Here is an 18,501-nt window from a genome sequence, read left to right as displayed (position 1 = left end):
TTTTTAATGAAAAAACTGCTAAGAATTTTGGTTGTGGCGGTATTACCAATACTGCTCCTAGGAGTGGGCTGCAGCAATCAGGAGAAGTCAACAGACAATACACAAACTAAATCAAGTTCTGTCGCGAACCAAACGGCAACAATTAAGGTGTTTGATCGAACCAACAACAAGGTGCTAGGCAACAAGAAGGTGTCGTTCAAAAAGGGCGAGTCAGTTTTAGCCGCCTTGAAGAAGAGCTATCGGGTGACCGAAAGTAAGGGATTCGTCTCGGCGATCAATGGTGTAGAACAAGACGACCAAGCTGGCGCTTACTGGACCTTCACGGTAAATGGTCAGGATGCCACAAAGGGTGCAGGCGAGATCCAGCTTGCACCAAAGGACAAGGTTGTCTTCAAGCTGAGCACATACGAAAAATAAGGTGACGATATTTCATTTAAGCCATTCAAATTGCCTCTGTGAGGAGGTTAAACTTGAATGGCTTTTTTTCTATTAGGCAAAAGGTGAACAGATGTTTGGTTAATGCGGTATAATTATTGGTAGTAAATTTAGCTAAACTAAGTTGCACAAGAACAGGCGGTTATCATGAAACAAGAATCACTTTTTGCAAACCAAGTAGACAATACGCCACTCGCGAGTCGGGTGAGACCGCAAACGCTGGCGCAATTTGTCGGTCAGGACCATTTGCTTGGTCCCGGCAAAATCCTGCGTGAAATCATCGAGAATGACCAGGTATCATCGATGATCTTCTGGGGGCCGCCAGGAGTCGGGAAGACCACTCTCGCCGAGATTATTGCCCGGACAACCAAATCGAATTTTTTGAGCTTTAGCGCCGTCGATAGTAGTATTAGTAAGATTAAAAAGATCATGCAACAGGCCGAGCTTGACCGGGAGATTGGGCAACAGACGATGGTTTTTGTTGATGAGATTCACCGTTTCAATAAGGCACAGCAGGATGCGTTCTTGCCCTATGTCGAGCGAGGCAGCATTATTTTGATTGGGGCAACGACCGAGAACCCTTCGTTTGAGGTGAACTCGGCCTTATTATCACGCTGCAAGGTTTTCGTACTGAAGGCATTGACGACTGCTGCAATCAGCCAGCTGCTGCAAAATGCGCTCACCAATCCTGCTGGATTTTTGAAACAGCATGTCAAGATCGGTGCTGCGGAACTTCATTCCATTGCAAATTTCGCCGATGGGGATGCAAGGATGGCCCTCAACACGCTGGAAATGGCCGTCTTGAACGGTGAGAAGAATGGCTCTGAGATTACGGTGACCACGTCCAGCCTGGCCCAACTAATTACCCGTAAATTTGTCCTGTACGACAAGAACGGTGAAGAGCACTACAACATTATCTCGGCTCTGCATAAATCAATGCGCAATAGTGACGTAGATGCTTCGATCTACTGGCTACTACGGATGCTTGAAGGTGGCGAGGATCCGCTTTATATCGCCCGCCGCATTGTCCGCTTTGCAGCGGAAGACATTGGCTTAGCAGACACTAACGCGCTGAACGTAGCCATAAACGTTTTTCAGGCTTGTCAGTTTCTGGGGATGCCTGAGTGCGATGTCCATCTGGTAGAGGCGGTGACTTATATGGCGCTTGCGCCGAAGTCTAATGCGGTTTATGCGGCCAAGAATGCTGCGGCAAAGGACGTCAAGCAGACTGCGAATGATCCGGTTCCTTTGCAGATTAGAAATGCACCAACGAAGTTGATGAAGGATCTAGGCTATGGTAAAGATTACGAATACGCCCATGCAACTAAGGATAAGTTAACGACGATGGACACAATGCCGGAATCGGTCGCCGGTCACGAGTATTATTTACCGACAATCGAGGGCCAAGAGGTGCGGTTTAAGGCACGTCTAGAACAGATTAAGGAGTGGCATCGGGCACACCAAGAATAGAAAAATCAGGCTGACAATCTCTGTTCAAGAGTGTTGGCCTAATTTTTATTGTGCCAATTTTCAGCTGATGCGGATCTATTCTAATTGATCGTCTGAAATACCCAGCGCCTGCATCATCTTTTCATTTTTAATAATTGTGATGTCTTTTGGCTGTTCGACTGGGAGATCAGAAACCTGCTGGCCCTTGATGATTTTGATGGCTAACTTAGCCGTTTGGCGGCCAAGTTTCTCATAATCTAGTCCCTCGTTAGCAACACCACCATCCCGCACCATGGTACTTGCACCAGGAATAACTGGGACCTTAGTCTTTCTTGAAATCTTACCCACTGTCACCATCGCGGCGGCCATCGTGTTGTCAGTTGGTAGGTAGATGGCGTCGACTTTCTTTGCCATCGAGCGTGTTGCCTGATCCACGTCGTTTGTCGTCGCCACGGTCAATTTCTTCACCTTAATTCCCAGCTGTTTCAGTTCCTTCTCAGCCTCTTTGACCTGCGTAAGCGAGTTTGATTCTGCAGCATTGTAGATAATCCCGACTGTTTGCGCTTTTGGCAGCAGATGGTGGAGAAATTTAATTTGCAGTTTCATGGAAACATTGTCCGTCACACCAGTGGCGTTCGTATCCGGCTGTTTGAGATTAGTGGTGAGGCCGGCTTCCTTTGGATCGGTGATAGCGGTGAAGACCATGGGCGTGTCTGGGTCCACTTTCTGGAGGGCCTGGGCCGCTGGTGTTGCAAGTGCCAAGTTGACGACGTTTTGGTCCTTCTTTAGTTTCTCACTCATTGTCCGTAGGTTACTCTGATCACCCTGGGCGTTCACATAATCAATCTTAATCTTCTTACCCTTGTAACCTGCTGCTGCGAGTTCTGCTTCAAAGCCTTTCCGCGCATCTGTTAAGGCCGTTTGGTCGATGAGTTGAAGAATGCCAATCTTGATTGGTTCGTTATCCTTAGCTGCCGTTTTCTTGCCACAACCAACGAAGCTAATTGCCAGTGCAGCCGTGAGAATTAGTCCGAGCATTAACTTGTTACTCTGCCGTGTTACTTTCTTGTCCCGCTTATTTATCATATTGTTTCCTCCAAAAATTTTTTAAGTGCGATTTCACTTTGACTGGTAGGTGATTTAGCAAACTAAAAAGGCCAGCCTGTGGACTTAAATTCCAAGTGGCTGGCCAATAATTTCTCGAGAAAATAAAAACCACATGGGATTTATGAGTCCATGTGGCGTAAATGCAACGTTAATAGTTCGCCTTCATGGATGCAATAGCGCGGTTGCGCGATTTGCACCCGATGATGCAAATCGCTATCCAAAGAAGTCGAAAAAGAAATTGGTATTTAATTGTAATTGAGCAGTACACAAATCTTGCATGTTCAATACTCCTAAATTTATTATCCCTTAACCATTTGCTGCCTTAATTCATTAAGTGGATGTTTCTAATATAGATGTTTCTAATATATTATTTTATAATTAAAATGTCAACAGGATTTTCCTAAATCGTTCATTTAGAATAATCCTTCTTGTACAGGTGTAACGCCATTAATGCGCCTAGGATAATCGAGATTGCTAAAATAATGAGAAAGCCATAACTACTTTTCTTAAACAGGAGGCCACCCGCATTCATGCCCCAGATGGTCCCAATCAGCGCGGGAACGGATAGCACTATCGAGAGTGAATCGAGGTATTTCATCAAATGATTGAGATTGTTGTTCATCATATCTGTGAATAAACCGCTGATATTCTCCATCAGACTAGTATAGACATCAACCATCTTCTTTGCCTGCCGATCACGGAGCTGAATGTCGTAAATCAGGCCTGCGTTATCGAGTTCTGCCACGAAATCGGTCTCTTCAAATAGTTCTTTCAGCGTGGAATGCTGGTTATTGAGTGTCTCCTGGAGGTATGTCATGTTGCGTTCAGCATCGATCATGCGAAAAAGCTCCTCATTCTTTGCGGTCGTCTTAGCGGAATTCTCCAGATCGTCAATAATCTTCTTACGTTCCTGTAGGTCCTTTAGAAAGTGGGTCGAAATCTGAAAGATACTCCACGCAACAAACTCGGTGTAATTCGTGATTTGGGGACCGAATTTCTCTAGGAGTCGTTCGAAGAAATCGGAGTTCTCACAGATATGTAGGATTAATAATTCGTCGGACTTGATAAATGAGAGGGGCTGTAGCCGTTCTTCAATCGAATGTTCCATGTTGGCGGACAAATCCATGAGGACGAGAGAAGTTGGGTTATTTAGCTTCGTTCCTTCGAGGTGCTCCAACCGTGTCACTTCTTCAGGCAGATTGGAACCCAGGAAGAGGTCGTTTGGGAGGTCATATTTTTCGATTAATTGATCCGTGTATTTCGGGTCGTGCTCCTCTTCTAAAAGGATTATGTTATGATCTTGCCCTTGTGCTTCTTTGAGTCCATTCTGGTCAACCTTGAAATATTTCAGCATTCAAAAAAACCTCCAGTGCATTTTATCTAATTCAAGCATGACAAAATGAGAAACTGAAGGCAATGATAACGTGTTAATAGAATCATGCAACTCAATTCTTGTTGAGTGCTGCAATTTTCTGGAGTAGAGTAGTGTTGTTGTTTAGGCGGGCAAATGCGCGAGCATCGCTGATATATTCCTGAATCAGATGCTGTGGCTGCTTAGTCGCAATGGCGTTTTGTGCCAGCTGGTAGATGATCCGTGCAAGATAATATGTGATGTGGTTGTCCGAACACGTATGGTACGCGTAGTTGAGGAGCGAGTTACTCGTATCGTAGTCCTGCTTTTGTGCATAGAAGACACCGCCGTTCAAGAGAATGCTGAGGATCTGAATTGCTGAGTGTGAATCATCAATATGCTTATGCATCACGCTGTCAAAGACGATGTTGAAATAATGCTCTGCCTTTTCGACGTCGTTCTTCTTCTCGTATATTTGACCACAGCCAGATAATGCGAGAAGGTAGTAAATGCTTGTATCGTCTATTTCTGGATCAGTTAAAATGGTGTTGAAGTAGAATAGGCTAGCCACTAGATCATGCTCGTCATATAGCGCCACACTACCCTTCAGATAATTGTAATGCCATTTTTCAGAAGCAGTGAGCTTCTCAGGTACGATTTGGCTGAGAATATTTCGAATTGCATCATAATCATAGGTAATGAGATTGAAATCAGCCTTGTCAAACAGTGCATCAACAGCGGTGACGGTGGCGTCCACCATTAAGTCGCTTAATGAGATGTTCATGCGGTCGCAGAGTTGCGTGATAATTCTAATTGATGGAATGCGGCCGAGGTTTTCGAACTTACTGAGGGTGGCCTGTGTACATATGCCCTGAGATAATTCCGTTTGTGATAGACCGAGTTTTTTACGAATACTAACAAATTTCTTAATATTAATCATCTTGAATACCATTCCTTATGACTACAGTATACTTGAAAAAAATTATTCATGCATTTCATTTAGAATATTATTCTATTTGTTTTCCGGAATATTCTAGTGAAGAAAAAAACGACACTGATATGTAATTAATCAGCATCGTCATTTCTAGTTTTTATGGGCTCATCTCTAGGATTGATACTATCTGGAACCAAAGTTCACCACACCCGAGAGGCTAGCAAAGTATAGCCCAAGTTGGGATGATTCAGTACCACCACCAGGTAAGGCTACTCCTGAACTGCCTCCTCCGCCAAGGTAGGCAATCATTGGTTCTGGTTTATCCGGTTTCTGATGCTTCTTGTCGGAGTTAGCAGGTATGGCAACTGCAGCTTGGGTTTTTGGTAGCTGAATTTTAACGATGGAGCTGGGACCGACCTGACTATTTCGACTGGATTCCTTAGACGGTACGTCTGGTGCCATCCTATCCGCCGATGTCGGTGTGGTTTGCGCAACATAATTTGGAGTACTTGTTGGACTGGAAACCAGATCCCGTTCTAGTACAGGTGTTGGTTGCGGATCAACGAGTGCTACTTTTGTTGGTGTTGTTACAGTTGCTGGATTATCTGGCTGAGTAATTGGCACTGCTGGAATCGTTGGTGCCACTGTCTCTGGTGGGTTCTCCGGAATAACCAATTCGGGTGGTTCAGCTGGCTCAGTCGGATCCACCGGTTTATCACCAGGGTTCTCGGATTCGCCAGGATTGCCATTACCGGTTTCTCCGTCTCATTATTTGCTTGCTTGTTGATGGTTACCCGAATGTTCTCAGGTGGTAGCTCGAGCAACGCACCATCTACTAGTTGATAATTCGAGGAAAAGCTGACCCAGAAGCCACCGAGTGAGCGTGTTTCTGTAACGTTGTTGACGAAATATTTCACGTATGGCAACGTCGGGAGCTCTACAGTAGGTAGTTTGGTCAAACGTAAGCCATTGATTCGACCAGAGTAGGGAATATACCTAGTTTGTTTGGTGGCTAAGTCACGTTCCTGTAAGCAGGCAATCTTGTAAGTGTCGAAGTTTTCGTTAATCTCTTGGTCCTGTGAGTCATAGAATTCGTAACTAAGGTTAGTGAGATAGTCTAACCAATCATTATCCATGTGGACAGTTTGGTGAACCACGGGGATGTAGACCACCTTCTGCTCGTTTCCCCACATAGGTAAAAATATGAGAGTAGAGCAACTTGTCTGCTAACACATAACCGTCTGGCACAACAGGGTCAAAGGAGACGAACCCAGTCGCAGCTGAGAGCGTCTTAGCCTGAGTATCAAGAAAGGCCTGCGTTTCCGGTGTCTTATGCGTATCCTTCTAAGGTAATTTTATTCTCTAAAGCGAGTCTTCGTAACGGCTTGGTCGTAGAAAAATTCGTATTTCAATACGGTAAATAAGGGTGATTTGTTGATGTACTTGAGACCTAGCTCTTGTAGTAATAACGTACTCAGCTTAAAGCCCTGAATGATTCCTTTTTGCGTTAAATCGATGTGTGTGTCTGTGGAGTGGCCAAGACTGATGAAGTCGGCATTCAGTTCGTTTAGCGATTGCTCGAGTTTATAGGGTGATCAATCTAGTTGACTGAATAAATGGTTCTGACTGACGGTCATACCTGGGTGATGAATAATTGTGCGAATAATTTGATATTTGAGGTGATCATCTTTCTCAAATAATAATGAATACTGCATGTCATCACCTTTCCTATAATAAATGTTGGTAGCATCCTATCTGCTTACTTATATTTTACATGATTAGGCAGTTAATGATAAAAAATTCATTATTATAGGATAATTAATGTTCAATCTATTGGGGTTCCGGATTTTTCGGAAAAATAAAAAAAGTAGGTACCCCAAAATCGATGACAAAAGGGTCAGAATAGAGTTTAATAATACTTGTAAAGATGCTCAGCCACATAATCTTTGCAACTAAGTTTGAACTTCTACCTTCTAGAGGAGTGTAGAATTCCATTTTTCTTATTTTATCTGTATAAATCAATTTGCTTCACAAGGGACCTTTAGCTAAAGCTGTTTTCCCAGCGAAGACGAACGTATCTTTCTCATTTGTATAATACTATTTATTATAGTTGCTCCTGCTGAAGGGAAGTAAATTGATCCGAAAAATCACGAGTTGATAACGCTTATTAGATTTTTGCTATGACGAGAGTGTGCGGTATTCCTGCAGTATATTTTGTTACATAACAAAAATAATTCTGATAATAACTTGTAGTGTTAAATCCGACGAAGAAGCAATTGCTCAAAACCGTGAATAATAAGGGATTTTCATCATTTCCGGTCCGACTATAAGTATAAATGTGTATCAATAAATAACAATGTAGTTTATTACATTTTATTGACAGGGCTTTTGATTTATCTAAACCATAAGTATAATATGTGTTAAATAGAAAGGGGTGTTGTTTATGTCAGAACTTAAAGTCGGAGAATTAGTTATTTGTCAACCAAACGGAGTGATGGAGAAGGAGTTTACTGGCCGTGTCCAGAAAATCTATGAGAACTCAGCCTTTGTCACCATCCTGGAATATGATAATTGTGATGATGAACACGCATATGATCTGGTTTATCGTACTGTGATTGCGAAGAAGAAAATGCAACGAGCAATTGATAAGTTCCGTCAAGCACACCGTTGTCCAGAAATTGATATTGAAGCTAGGGTAATTAGCTAGCTTCTTTTTTTCGTCCAGTTTGCTATACTGAGGTCGTAAGTAAAAAATAACGGCTGATAAAATAGCTAAGAAGGGGCGAACATGCACGATCGATTATCTAAAAAATTTCTCTGGGTTACTGTCTTTAATGTGGTAATCACGTTGGCCGAATTTATTGGTGGCGTTGTCTCTGGTTCCCTCGCACTTTTGTCAGATGCGGTCCATAATCTAGGAGATGTGGGGGCAATCCTACTGAGCTTCGTGTCCCACAGAATTTCTCAAAAGCACAAGAATAGCAAGAAGACGTTCGGTTATAAACGGGCGGAGATTCTTGCTGCCTTTACTAATGCAATCATCTTGCTCGTCATTTCCGGCTTCTTGATTGTCGAAGCTTTAAGAAGGTTCAGCGAGCCGGTGGAGATTGGTGGCAATGTGATGTTGGTAGTGTCCATCGTTGGACTACTAGGCAACTTTATTTCCATGGTCGTGATGCATGCCGACAGCAAACGCAATCTAAATGTTAAATCGACTTTTTTGCATATGTTATCAGATGCCGTTTCCTCAGTGGGGGTCATTGTTGCTGCAATCTTCATCAAGTTCTGGCATATTACATGGCTCGATCCTGCCATTACGATTCTGGTTGCGCTCATTGTATTACGTGAGGCAGTCAGAATAGTAGTTGAGAGTATTAACATATTGATGGAGTCTAATCCGGATATTGCGCTTGAAGCGGTTAAGGAGACGGTGTTAGCGGTTCCGGAAATCAAAAATATCCATCATGTGCACATTTGGCGCTTCAGTGGTGAGCAAATTATGATGGATGCGCATATCAATGTCGATTCTGCCATGACAGTTAGTGAGCTAGAAACAATCTATGACAAAGTTGCCGAGCAATTGTATAATAAGTTTACAATCAATCACGTCACATTGCAGGCTGAATGTCGGCGTGGTGCAGATGAACAGATGATAGAGATTGGTAAGAATGATTAGGAGGTAGCAGCAATGGCATTTGATTTCGATAAAATCAAAAATAAGATTACTGAGAGTGTAGAAGATGTGAAGAAGAGCGACACTTTCAAGAAGGTATCTGAAACGACGAAGGACGTCGCAGGGAAGGTGAAAGAAAAGGCCGAGAACATCGACACAGACAAGATTAAGGATAAATCACAAGATATCTACGAAGATACCAAGCGGACTATCAGGCGTGCTGGTGATGAGATTAGTGATCGTATTGATAAATTAAAACGCTAAACTATTATTGGATGAACTGATTTTCATCCTTTTTTTTGAGGGTAAAATAATGGATACATATATATTTGGCATTCTCTTCGTCGTTCTAATGAGCGTGGTCGACTTTTTCATGGCAATTAAGGCATTTAGAGACAACAGAACCCGCCACGGTGTATTGATGATGTTACTGGCTTTCGCATTCATGATTGGCGCAATTGTGTTGATTGTAATCAGGTAGGGCAAAATAAAACTCGAGTCCAATTTAAATGGATTCGAGTTTTTTTAATGTTGCCATGTTTGACAGGATTAATTATGCATTGAAGTCTTTGAGGTACTTAGAGAATGGTACTAAATCAGCGCTATCGTAAATCTCATTGAAGGCTTTGATTTCTTCTGCACTGAAGTTATCAGGATCTAGTTGGAGCTGTTCCACTGGCAGTGGGCGCTCATCTGCAATCTTAACATCAATTACGATCGGAATCTTTGTGTCCTTCGCAAATTTAAATGCCTCGTGTAGCTCGTCAACGTTGTGGACCGTGAAGCCCTTAGCACCAAGCGCAGTTCCAACTGCACCCCAGTCAGCGCCAGCGATATCTACACCATAATGGCTTTGTTTCGTGTCATCTTGTTCTGCCTTGATGAAGCCAAATGATTCGTTAGAAAGAATCACGTTGGTAATTGGTAAGTTGTACTTCACCTGGGTGATGATATCTTGTGCAACCATTGCGAAGCCGCCATCACCGGAGATTGAGAAGACTTGACGGTCGGGGTAACTGAGTTGGCCACCAATTGCTGCTGGCATTGCGTAGCCCATAGTTGCAAACCAACCGGAAGTAGTGAAGCTTTGTTTTGGATTCATGTCAAGGAAGCGGAGACCATCGATTGTTACATTACCGACGTCAACGGTAAAGATAGCGTCGTCTTTTGCAATCCGGTTAATCTCCTTAAAGATTGGCTCAACTCGTAGTGGGGTTATCGTGCTCTCGCCCATCTTCTTAACCCAAGCTTTCCAATTCTTATTATTCTCGATATTTGCTTTATACCAAGCAGATTCAGGCTGTTGCTCGCCTAACTCGATTAAACGCTGGAGCGACTTCTTAGCGTCTGCCATGATTGCCAAGTCCGTATGGTGTCTCTTACCAAACTTCGATGAATCAATATCAATCTGAATGAATTTGGCAGCTGGGTTGAAGAAGTACTGTGCAAATGGGAAGTCTGAACCAACGAAGAAGATCAGGTCCGTTTGGGGCAGCGCCTCAACAGCTGGTTTCGTAGCTACCCGGCCTGCGCTAGCCAGATAGGCAATATTTGAATCCGGTACGATGCCCTTTGCTGGTGCAGTTGATGTAATTGGTAGTGAATACATCTGCGCAAATTCTTGTACTTCAGTCGATGCGCGTTTTGCTCCTTGGCCAATATAAATTAAAGGCCGTTTTGCTGCCTTAATCATGTCCAGTACTTTATGGAGATCATCATCTTTTGGTGCTGGATAATTAACAGTGTAGTTTGCGGCGGTAGATTTAAACGTATCATCAATATCAACCCAGCCCATGCTGACAGGAATAACAACAACTGCAGGTCCCTTTTGCTCGTAGGCATGCTTGATGGCTTGGTCTACAACGTGTGGCAGTGATTCTGGCGTCATCACCGTTCTGTTGTAAACAGCGACATCACCAAACATTGGGACTTCGTCCATTTCTTGGAACCCATCGGTATTCATTGCCTGGGCGCCAACTTGGCCGACTAACGCTAACATTGGTACGTGATCCATCTTAGCGTCGTATAGACCCTGTAATAGGTGGGTTGCACCTGGTCCAGCAGTACCGATTGCCACACCGATTTGACCGGAGATCTTAGCATCACCGACAGCTGCTAATGCACCTACCTCCTCATGTCTCACTTGGATAAACTTGATTTTGTCTTGTTCTGAATGCAGTGCGTCCATGATGCTGTTGAATGAACCGCCAGGAATACCATAGACATGGTCGACACCCCAGTCCTCAAGGACCTTGACCATTGAAATACCTGATTTAATCTTCTCTGTCATCGTTATGACCTCCATCATTGAATATTCAAAAATTTTACTTACAACATTACTATACTTACAAAAAGTTAGTAATTCAAATATTTTGTCTACGTTTTCACGAAAAAGTTTTATTTAATAATCCACCGCTTACGCGTGGTATTTTTAGAGTATAATGAGAACAATTAATAAGCGAGGAGTAGATTGATGACTAAATTAAGCGAAGTGGAATACGTACGCCCCGACCTAGAATTGTTGAAAGAGCAGGTGACAGCTGAACTCACCAACTTCCAGAACGCCGGTGGATTTGCCAGCGCGAAACTAGCCGTGGAGAAGATTAATGGCTATTTTAGCGATGTGATTTCTTATCAGGAGCTAGCCAGCTTCCGTTATACAATCGACACACGTGACGAGTTCTACAGTCAGGAAAATGATTTCTGGAACACAAATTTTCCCCACGTTGAGGACTTACAGACTGCTTTTGCGAGAGCGGTTCTGGCGTCACCCTTTCGGGATGACCTGGTTGCCGACGGAACAATCCTAGAGCCCTTTGTGCTGATGGCGCAGAATAAAGTTAAAACGTTCAAACAAGAATTGATTCCGGACTACCAAAAAGAGAGTATGTTGAATACGGAATACAATAAGTTAATTGCTAGCGCCGAGATTGAATTTCAGGGAGAGTTGCTGAATTTATCACAACTTGGTAAATACTCGGTCGACACGGATCAAGAAGTCAGGCAGGCTGCGGCTCAGGCCCGGACCGCCTGGTTCGTTGAGCACGAGACCGACTTTGATCGCATCTACGACGAGCTCGTTAAGCTCCGGACTAAGATTGCCCACGAATCTGGCTTTGCTAACTTTGCCGAGATGAGTTTTGCTAACCGTGACCGGTTTGGCTATGACCAAGAGATGATCAATGACTATCGTGCGGCGATCAAGCAATACGTCACACCAGCAGTGACGAGGTTCTACCAGCGTCAGGCCAAGCGGTTTGGTAAGGATAGGCTGGACTACTTTGATCTCGGACTGGAGTTTCCAACGGGAAATGCCACTCCGAAGGGCACGCCGGCGGAGCTGGTGGCAAAAGCCAACCAGATGTATCATGAAATGTCGCCTGAAACTGGTCGTTTCTTTGACTTCATGGTGAACAATGAGACGATGGACCTTGTAACCAAAAAGGGCAAGGAAGGCGGTGGCTACTGCGAATTTATTCCGAAGTGGCACGCGCCAATTATTTTTGCCAACTTTAACGGCACGATGGGTGACGTCGATGTGCTTACGCACGAGGCGGGACACGCATTCCAAACATATATGGCGCAATGGATCAAGATGCCTGACATGCAGTTCCCAACGACTGAAGCTGCAGAGTTCTTTAGCATGAGCATGGAATTCATGGCCTATCCTTGGATGAAGCTCTTCTTCGAGGAGCAAACACCGAAATACAAGTTCAGTCATCTCGCAGGTACGATGACGTTCCTACCATACGGTGTTTTGGTTGATCACTTCCAATATGAGGTCTACACTCATCCGGAAATGACACTGGAAGAGAGGAAGTCTACTTGGCGCAAACTGGAGCAGGAATACCAGCCTTACAAGGATTATTCTGCCGATCCTGACCTTGAGCGGGGTACTTGGTGGTATCGCCAGGGCCATATTTTCGATGTGCCTTTCTACTACATCGATTATACGATTGCCCAGGTTGTGGCCCAACAGTTCTGGAAACGGCGCGAGGTTGAGCACGATGAGGCCGCTTGGAGTGATTACCTAGCAATGGCCAAGGCAGGTGGCTCAAAGACGATGATGGAATTGCTGCAGATTGGCCACTTGGCATCACCATTTGAGGGAGATACACTAAAGGAAATCACCGCGGATATTGAGGCCCAACTTAATTCAGTGTCAGAAGATGAACTGAAATAGTAGAGTTCATTAGTTACTTTGAGTAATAAAAGTAAGAGACGATAGTTATCGTTTCTTTTTTTTGCCCGTTTTTATGCTAAAATTTAGACATAACTAGAAGATTGAGGAAGAAACAGTGCGAAAATTATTTTTATTACGGGGAGCGCCTGGTTCTGGAAAATCGTCCTTCATTTCACGGCACCATTTGCAGCCGTATACTATCTCACAAGATGAAATCAGATTACTCTTTCGGAACTTAACCTACAGTTTCGATGAGCCTAGCCAGCAGTTACACCACATCATCACCCAGGAAGCAAACGCCGAAACAAGGGAACTCGTTGACCGTTTGGTAGAGGGGAAGATGGCTCGTGGTGAAACTGTCATTGTCGATGGCACGCATGTGGCGCCCGGATCAATTGAGCGGTATCAGCCACTGGCCGATAAGTATCACTACGAGCTTTTTGTGGTTGATTTAATGGAGCACAATACGCTTGAGGGACTATTATCCAGAAACGAGGTACGGGTGCAATACCACTGGGTAAAGCCCGATGTCATTAAGAAGATGTATGATTGGTACGAGGAGAGTCCAACAGTTCCGGAGGGTGTAATCTCGATTACACCAAATGCCATGGATAGTGCGCTGGCTCAACGTGAGCGCAATCTGTTTAAGTACAACAACGTCTATGCCATCCCGGATCAGGTTACAGCAACGAACTTTCCTGGGGTGCATATCAGTAACTTCTATTTCTCGTTTAATGACGATTTCTCACGGAAGTTCGGGTCATACCGTAATGTGATTAACTTGGCCAAGACGGATGCAGAATTAATTGCTGAATATAAGCTACCATTCTTTGTTTTTAAGTTTCACAACAAACATTTCTTGATTTCTGCTAAACCGCTCAGAAATGAGCTGATTGGCCCAATCAAAAAAGAGAAGGGTGTCTGGACGTACAGTACAGGGTTAGTCAACATCCTGGATTTTATGAAAGATTTTCCGCCAAACGAGAAGCAGAACGTGCATCAATTTAACCTGTCCAATATGCGCCGCGATCAAGTTCTGAAGATTTGGTAGGACCAATTCTCATAGCGAAGGAGCAAGATGACAAAATATATTGATGTAAGACATGTGAATAAGATTTACCAAATGGGCGAAACCCAGATAATTGCTAATAAGGATATCAACTTTACGATTGACCAAGGAGAGTTAACGGTGATTCTTGGTCCAAGCGGTGCTGGCAAGTCGACGATTCTCAACATTCTTGGCGGGATGGATTCACCCACGAACGGGGAGATTTATGTCGATGGAACTAATATTGCCGAAATGAACGACCGTTTGCTGACGGCGTATCGCCGGACAGATGTCGGCTTCGTATTTCAATTCTATAACCTGATTCCAAATCTCACGACATTAGAAAATGTGGAGCTGGCCTCCGCGGTCACTAGTGATGCACTCGATGTCACCACTGTTTTACAAGAGGTGGGCCTCGGCAAAAGATTGGATAACTTCCCGGCGCAATTATCGGGTGGTGAGCAACAGCGTGTGGCCATTGCGCGCGCTTTGGCAAAGAATCCGAAGCTGGTACTAGCAGATGAACCGACTGGCGCACTAGATTATGAGACTGGTAAGCAGGTTTTGAAGCTCCTGCAGGATGTGAGTCGCAAGCAGCAAAAAACAGTGATCATTATCACCCACAACTCGGCCATCGCGCCAATGGCCGATAAGGTCATCTACATTAACGACGCACAGGTAAGAAAGATTGAATTAAACGAGCACCCAGTCCCAGTAGAAGAGATTGAGTGGTAATTATGCAGAGTAAACTACAAACTAAATTGCTGTTGAGAAAGATTGCAGCTAGTCGGGGACGCTTCATTGCCATAGTTTTGATTATTCTGCTCGGCGTACTTCTGTTCGTCGGTATCAAGTCTGCCGGACCCGACTTGTACAAGAATGCACGGATCTATCTGAATACCCAACACGCGAGTGACGTTCAGTTGGTGTCCACTGCTGGTTTGACGACAAAAGATGAAGAGCTTGCCCAGCGGGTTCAGGGTGCTGTAGTCGAAGCTGAGAAGATTGTCACGACCGTTGATACGGACAGTAAGCACCTGCTGCAATTCTATTCATACTCTGCCGAGCGACAACTGAATCTGCCGCGCCTGACGAAGGGGCGGCTACCGCGGTCGGCCAACGAAGTTGTGGTTGATGATCTGGCTCGCGAAGAAAAGGAGTATCGCATTGGTGAGAACGTTAAGGTTCAAACCGATTTATTAAAGGAGCAATCATACAAAATTGTGGGGTTTGTAACTTCACCGCAGTTCGTGAACAAGCACTCTAGGCCGAGCTCTAGTCAGGGAACAGTCGACTATTTTGTCTATCTCAGACAGAACAATTTCACCCAAAGAGAGCCTAGTCAGATTAGTTTTCGCTTTAACCGCCTGGCAGCATTGAATCCATTTAAGGATGACTATCAAACCCAGGTGGCACAGGAAACTAAAAAGATTAAGCAGGTATTCTCCGGTAGGGCAGAAGCACGGCAGGATAGTCTCTTAAAGAAGATTGCCGCGCAGCTTAAGCAAATTGAACAGTCACAAAAACAGCTAACTGCCGCAAAGGCACAGATTACTGCAGCTAGTGGCGGCCGCCAGTCTACCACACCAGAGTTGACGGCACAACAACAGCAACTGGATCGGGCGTTTAGTCAGTTGAACGCTAATAAACAATCGTTGACGGATCATCCCGTTAAGTATCAGCTGAATGAGCGCACGGCTCTATCCGGTTATTCAGCCTACGGCGACTTGTCGGAACAGATTTCGGTCATCGCAGATGTCTTCCCCTTGTTCTTCTTTTTAATTGCCATTCTGATTACTTTTACCACAATGACCAGAATGGTTGAGGAGGAGCGGACCCAGATTGGTACGCTAAAGGCGCTCGGCTACCACAGGAGGGAGATTGAACGAAACTACGTGTTCTATGCGCTCATCGCTGCCGTTATTGGTATTGTTCTGGGGAGTGTGATTGGCATTACTACGCTGCCGAAAATCGTGACTAGAATGATGGCCAACATGTTCGTCTTTAAAGAGACAACAGTCACATTTGAATGGTTAACTATCTTGCTAGCGGTGCTTTTGGCCTTATTTGCCACGCTTGGCGCAGTCCTGCTAGTGACTTATCGAGAGCTCCGAGAGAAACCAGCTAACCTAATGCTCGCTAAGACGCCAAAGGTTGGTAAACGAATTCTACTGGAACGAATTAAACCACTTTGGAGCAGACTAAGTTTCAACCGTAAGGTTAGTTATCGGAATCTGTTTCGGTTCAAATCGCGGATGTGGATGGGAATCGTCGGGATTGCCGGTGGTGCAGGTCTCATATTGACCGGCTTTGGTATCAGAGACTCGATTGCGGAGACTAGCGTGAGACAGTTCGACCAGGTAATCTCCTACCGGGCGATTTCGGCTATCACCGAAAACACCGATCAGGATAAGCTAGCAAGTATTCTAGCTAAGGAGACTAAACACGAAAGCCATTTACCCGTGCACAGCGAATCGGTGACCATCAAGAACAAGAAGCAGACCATTGAGTCTGTCAATGTGATGGTCCCTACAGCAAAAGCGGATTTTGACAGATACTTGAAGGTTAACGCCAAGCTGACAAATGAAGGCGTGCTTTTGTCGCGAAAAGCCGCAAGTTTATTGCATGTTAAACGGGGTGATACGTTCAACGTAGTGAACGGTGACAACCAGACAGTACGAGTCAAGGTGGCCGCGGTGGCGGAGAATTACCTGGGCCACTTTATGTACATGACGCCATCTTATTATGAGCGGGTCATGAAGAGTAAACCAGCGGTAAATTCCTGGCTGTTGAAATACGATCAGCTCTCAGCAAATCAGGAAGATAATTTGGGTCATAAGCTGCTCGAAGATGCGCAGGTCGTGAACGTCAGCTTCGTCCGTGAGCAAAAGAAGGTACTTGACGATCAGATTGCTAACTTAGGTCCAATTGTCGCGGTATTCATCCTACTCTCCGGTCTATTAACATTCGTCGTGTTGTACAACTTGACCAACATTAACATTTCGGAGCGTATTCGTGAGTTATCCACAATCAAGGTGTTGGGCTTCTTTGACCGCGAGGTGACGATGTATATTGTGCGTGAGAATATTGTCCTAACCATCTTTGGTATCATATTAGGTGTCGCCTTTGGTAATGGCTTGTTGTGGTTCATACTACGACAAGCGATGACCGACGAAGTGATCTTCCCGTTAACAATTGGCGTGGTAGGCTATGTCACTTCGATTCTGTTAACCATCGTGTTCACTATCATCGTGATGCTCGTGACCCACAGGAAACTAAAGGGCATCGATATGATTGATGCTCTGAAATCAAATGAATAGCTAAAAAAATAGTTACGGAATTTTGAGGTATACCTCACTTCTCACAAGGTCAATTTCAAGATGAACGTCAAAAACTCTTTAACATTCAGCATAATGGTGAATTAACAGAGCAGGAAAAATGGCGCGCCATTGACAAGGTTAAGGGGTTAACTTTAGGCTCTACTGAGAAACAAGCATTGGCTGATAAACAGGCCGAGCACGATAAAAAAATAAGAGATCAAGCAAGACCAGAAGCACTTGCTGAACTCCGAAAGGGGTTTGGAAATCATGCCTAAAACTATTAGGGAACTTGCTGACGAATTGAAGGTCTCTAAACAAACTATTCAATACCACTACCAAAGACTACCAACAAAGAACCGACAAAAAGATAGTCAAGGTACAAACATGATCAGCCTTACAGCTGAAAGGATTGTTAGGGACAAGGTAGCAAAGCCTTTGGTAGCAAATACCCAACAAACAGGTAGCAAAAAAGTGACAAAGACTAGCAAAGAAAATAATGAGCTAATTGCCACTCTAAGAAGAGAAATAGAAGATTTAAAGTCTCAACGTGACAAACAGCTTGCGACCAAAGACCGACAAATAGATCATCTAACAAAATTGGTGGATCAGCAGCAACAATTACAATTAGCAACATTAGCAGATAACCGTCGATTAAAAGATCATGTACAAAAGCTAAGTGGGCAACTAACTCAAAAAACTAACGACAACTTGTCGACCGGAAATGATCTTTTTAACATCCAAGATAAAAAAAGCAAAATAGCTAAACAGAAGATTGTTAAATCTGGTAGTAATAAAGATGGCATACACACAAATAGAGCTATTAAACGTTGGTGGAAATTCTGGTAAAAGTTAATGTAAGCCTTAAGGTTTCAACTAAAGCAATTTACGAATAATTTTATTTTTGAGGTAATAAGATATAGAATGGCACTAACTTGTCGTTTAATATTCATAAAAATTATGGGGGAGTAGCTGTGATAAAAACCAAGATAACTAGTCTTGTC

17 protein-coding genes and 1 pseudogene are annotated in these 18,501 nt (G+C 44.0%); 12 read left to right on the top strand and 6 right to left on the bottom strand.

The window, feature by feature from the left end:
- Positions 1-6 precede the first annotated feature (6 nt).
- Positions 7-417, top strand: coding sequence for a DUF4430 domain-containing protein (locus FC62_RS02930; RefSeq protein ID WP_056946564.1), 411 nt, complete (start codon positions 7-9; stop codon positions 415-417).
- A 165-nt stretch (positions 418-582) separates the two neighbouring features.
- Positions 583-1,905 carry a replication-associated recombination protein A gene (locus FC62_RS02925; RefSeq protein ID WP_056946562.1) on the top strand — a complete coding sequence of 441 codons (1,323 nt, stop codon included), beginning with the start codon at positions 583-585 and terminating at the stop codon, positions 1,903-1,905.
- A 75-nt stretch (positions 1,906-1,980) separates the two neighbouring features.
- On the opposite strand, the gene FC62_RS02920 is transcribed toward FC62_RS02925, so the two are convergent.
- From FC62_RS02920 to FC62_RS02900, 5 genes are all read right to left on the bottom strand, one after another.
- Positions 1,981-2,970, bottom strand: coding sequence for an ABC transporter substrate-binding protein (locus tag FC62_RS02920; RefSeq protein ID WP_371857347.1), 990 nt, complete (start codon positions 2,968-2,970; stop codon positions 1,981-1,983).
- 430 nt (positions 2,971-3,400) lie between these two features.
- Positions 3,401-4,345, bottom strand: a complete 945-nt coding sequence (locus FC62_RS02915; protein WP_054745433.1) for a magnesium transporter CorA family protein — start codon at positions 4,343-4,345, stop codon at positions 3,401-3,403.
- Between the two features lie 91 nt (positions 4,346-4,436).
- Positions 4,437-5,282: a helix-turn-helix domain-containing protein gene (locus FC62_RS02910; RefSeq protein WP_056946560.1), complete on the bottom strand. Its 846-nt coding sequence runs from the start codon at positions 5,280-5,282 to the stop codon at positions 4,437-4,439.
- Between the two features lie 177 nt (positions 5,283-5,459).
- A complete protein-coding gene (locus tag FC62_RS08085) occupies positions 5,460-5,921 on the bottom strand; it encodes a hypothetical protein (protein ID WP_141322561.1) in 462 nt (153 codons plus the stop codon).
- Positions 5,864-6,433, bottom strand: a complete 570-nt coding sequence (locus FC62_RS02900) for a hypothetical protein (RefSeq protein WP_156849153.1) — start codon at positions 6,431-6,433, stop codon at positions 5,864-5,866. The genes FC62_RS08085 and FC62_RS02900 overlap by 58 nt, the downstream gene beginning before the upstream one ends.
- 1,286 nt (positions 6,434-7,719) lie before the next feature.
- Between FC62_RS02900 and FC62_RS02895 the strand changes: the two genes are divergently transcribed.
- The 4 genes from FC62_RS02895 (at position 7,720) to FC62_RS08080 (ending at position 9,430) form a co-directional block, all read left to right on the top strand.
- Positions 7,720-7,983 carry a hypothetical protein gene (locus tag FC62_RS02895; protein WP_054745438.1) on the top strand — a complete coding sequence of 88 codons (264 nt, stop codon included), beginning with the start codon at positions 7,720-7,722 and terminating at the stop codon, positions 7,981-7,983.
- 81 nt (positions 7,984-8,064) lie between these two features.
- On the top strand, positions 8,065-8,952 hold the full coding sequence (locus FC62_RS02890) for a cation diffusion facilitator family transporter (RefSeq protein ID WP_056946554.1): 888 nt from the start codon (positions 8,065-8,067) through the stop codon (positions 8,950-8,952).
- 12 nt (positions 8,953-8,964) lie between these two features.
- Positions 8,965-9,213: a hypothetical protein gene (locus tag FC62_RS02885; protein ID WP_054745440.1), complete on the top strand. Its 249-nt coding sequence runs from the start codon at positions 8,965-8,967 to the stop codon at positions 9,211-9,213.
- 49 nt (positions 9,214-9,262) lie between these two features.
- Positions 9,263-9,430: a hypothetical protein gene (locus tag FC62_RS08080; RefSeq protein ID WP_156408174.1), complete on the top strand. Its 168-nt coding sequence runs from the start codon at positions 9,263-9,265 to the stop codon at positions 9,428-9,430.
- Positions 9,431-9,502: 72 nt separating this feature from the next.
- Here the strand turns inward: FC62_RS08080 and spxB are convergent, their stop codons facing one another.
- Complete coding sequence (gene spxB / locus FC62_RS02880) at positions 9,503-11,239, bottom strand: pyruvate oxidase (RefSeq protein WP_054745442.1); 1,737 nt, start codon at positions 11,237-11,239, stop codon at positions 9,503-9,505.
- A 183-nt stretch (positions 11,240-11,422) separates the two neighbouring features.
- Here spxB and FC62_RS02875 point away from each other — a divergent pair, with 183 nt between their 5' ends.
- From FC62_RS02875 to FC62_RS02855, 6 genes and pseudogenes are all read left to right on the top strand, one after another.
- Positions 11,423-13,132, top strand: a complete 1,710-nt coding sequence (locus FC62_RS02875; RefSeq protein ID WP_054745444.1) for a M3 family oligoendopeptidase — start codon at positions 11,423-11,425, stop codon at positions 13,130-13,132.
- A 115-nt stretch (positions 13,133-13,247) separates the two neighbouring features.
- A complete protein-coding gene (locus tag FC62_RS02870; protein WP_056946552.1) occupies positions 13,248-14,183 on the top strand; it encodes an AAA family ATPase in 936 nt (311 codons plus the stop codon).
- A gap of 27 nt (positions 14,184-14,210) precedes the next feature.
- Positions 14,211-14,915, top strand: a complete 705-nt coding sequence (locus FC62_RS02865) for an ABC transporter ATP-binding protein (RefSeq protein WP_056946549.1) — start codon at positions 14,211-14,213, stop codon at positions 14,913-14,915.
- A 2-nt stretch (positions 14,916-14,917) separates the two neighbouring features.
- Positions 14,918-17,500, top strand: coding sequence for an ABC transporter permease (locus FC62_RS02860; protein WP_054745446.1), 2,583 nt, complete (start codon positions 14,918-14,920; stop codon positions 17,498-17,500).
- Positions 17,501-17,538: 38 nt separating this feature from the next.
- Positions 17,539-17,775: pseudogene (locus tag FC62_RS07930) on the top strand (replication initiation protein); the annotation flags it as partial.
- Positions 17,768-18,346: a DUF536 domain-containing protein gene (locus FC62_RS02855; RefSeq protein ID WP_056946547.1), complete on the top strand. Its 579-nt coding sequence runs from the start codon at positions 17,768-17,770 to the stop codon at positions 18,344-18,346. The pseudogene FC62_RS07930 and the gene FC62_RS02855, both read left to right, overlap by 8 nt.
- Positions 18,347-18,501 lie beyond the last annotated feature (155 nt).

The organism is Amylolactobacillus amylotrophicus DSM 20534, assembly GCF_001434555.1.
Classification (GTDB): Bacteria; Bacillota; Bacilli; order Lactobacillales; family Lactobacillaceae; genus Amylolactobacillus; species Amylolactobacillus amylophilus.
The sequence above is the reverse complement of the archived record's forward strand: the minus strand, read 5'-3'. Positions and strand labels throughout refer to the sequence as shown.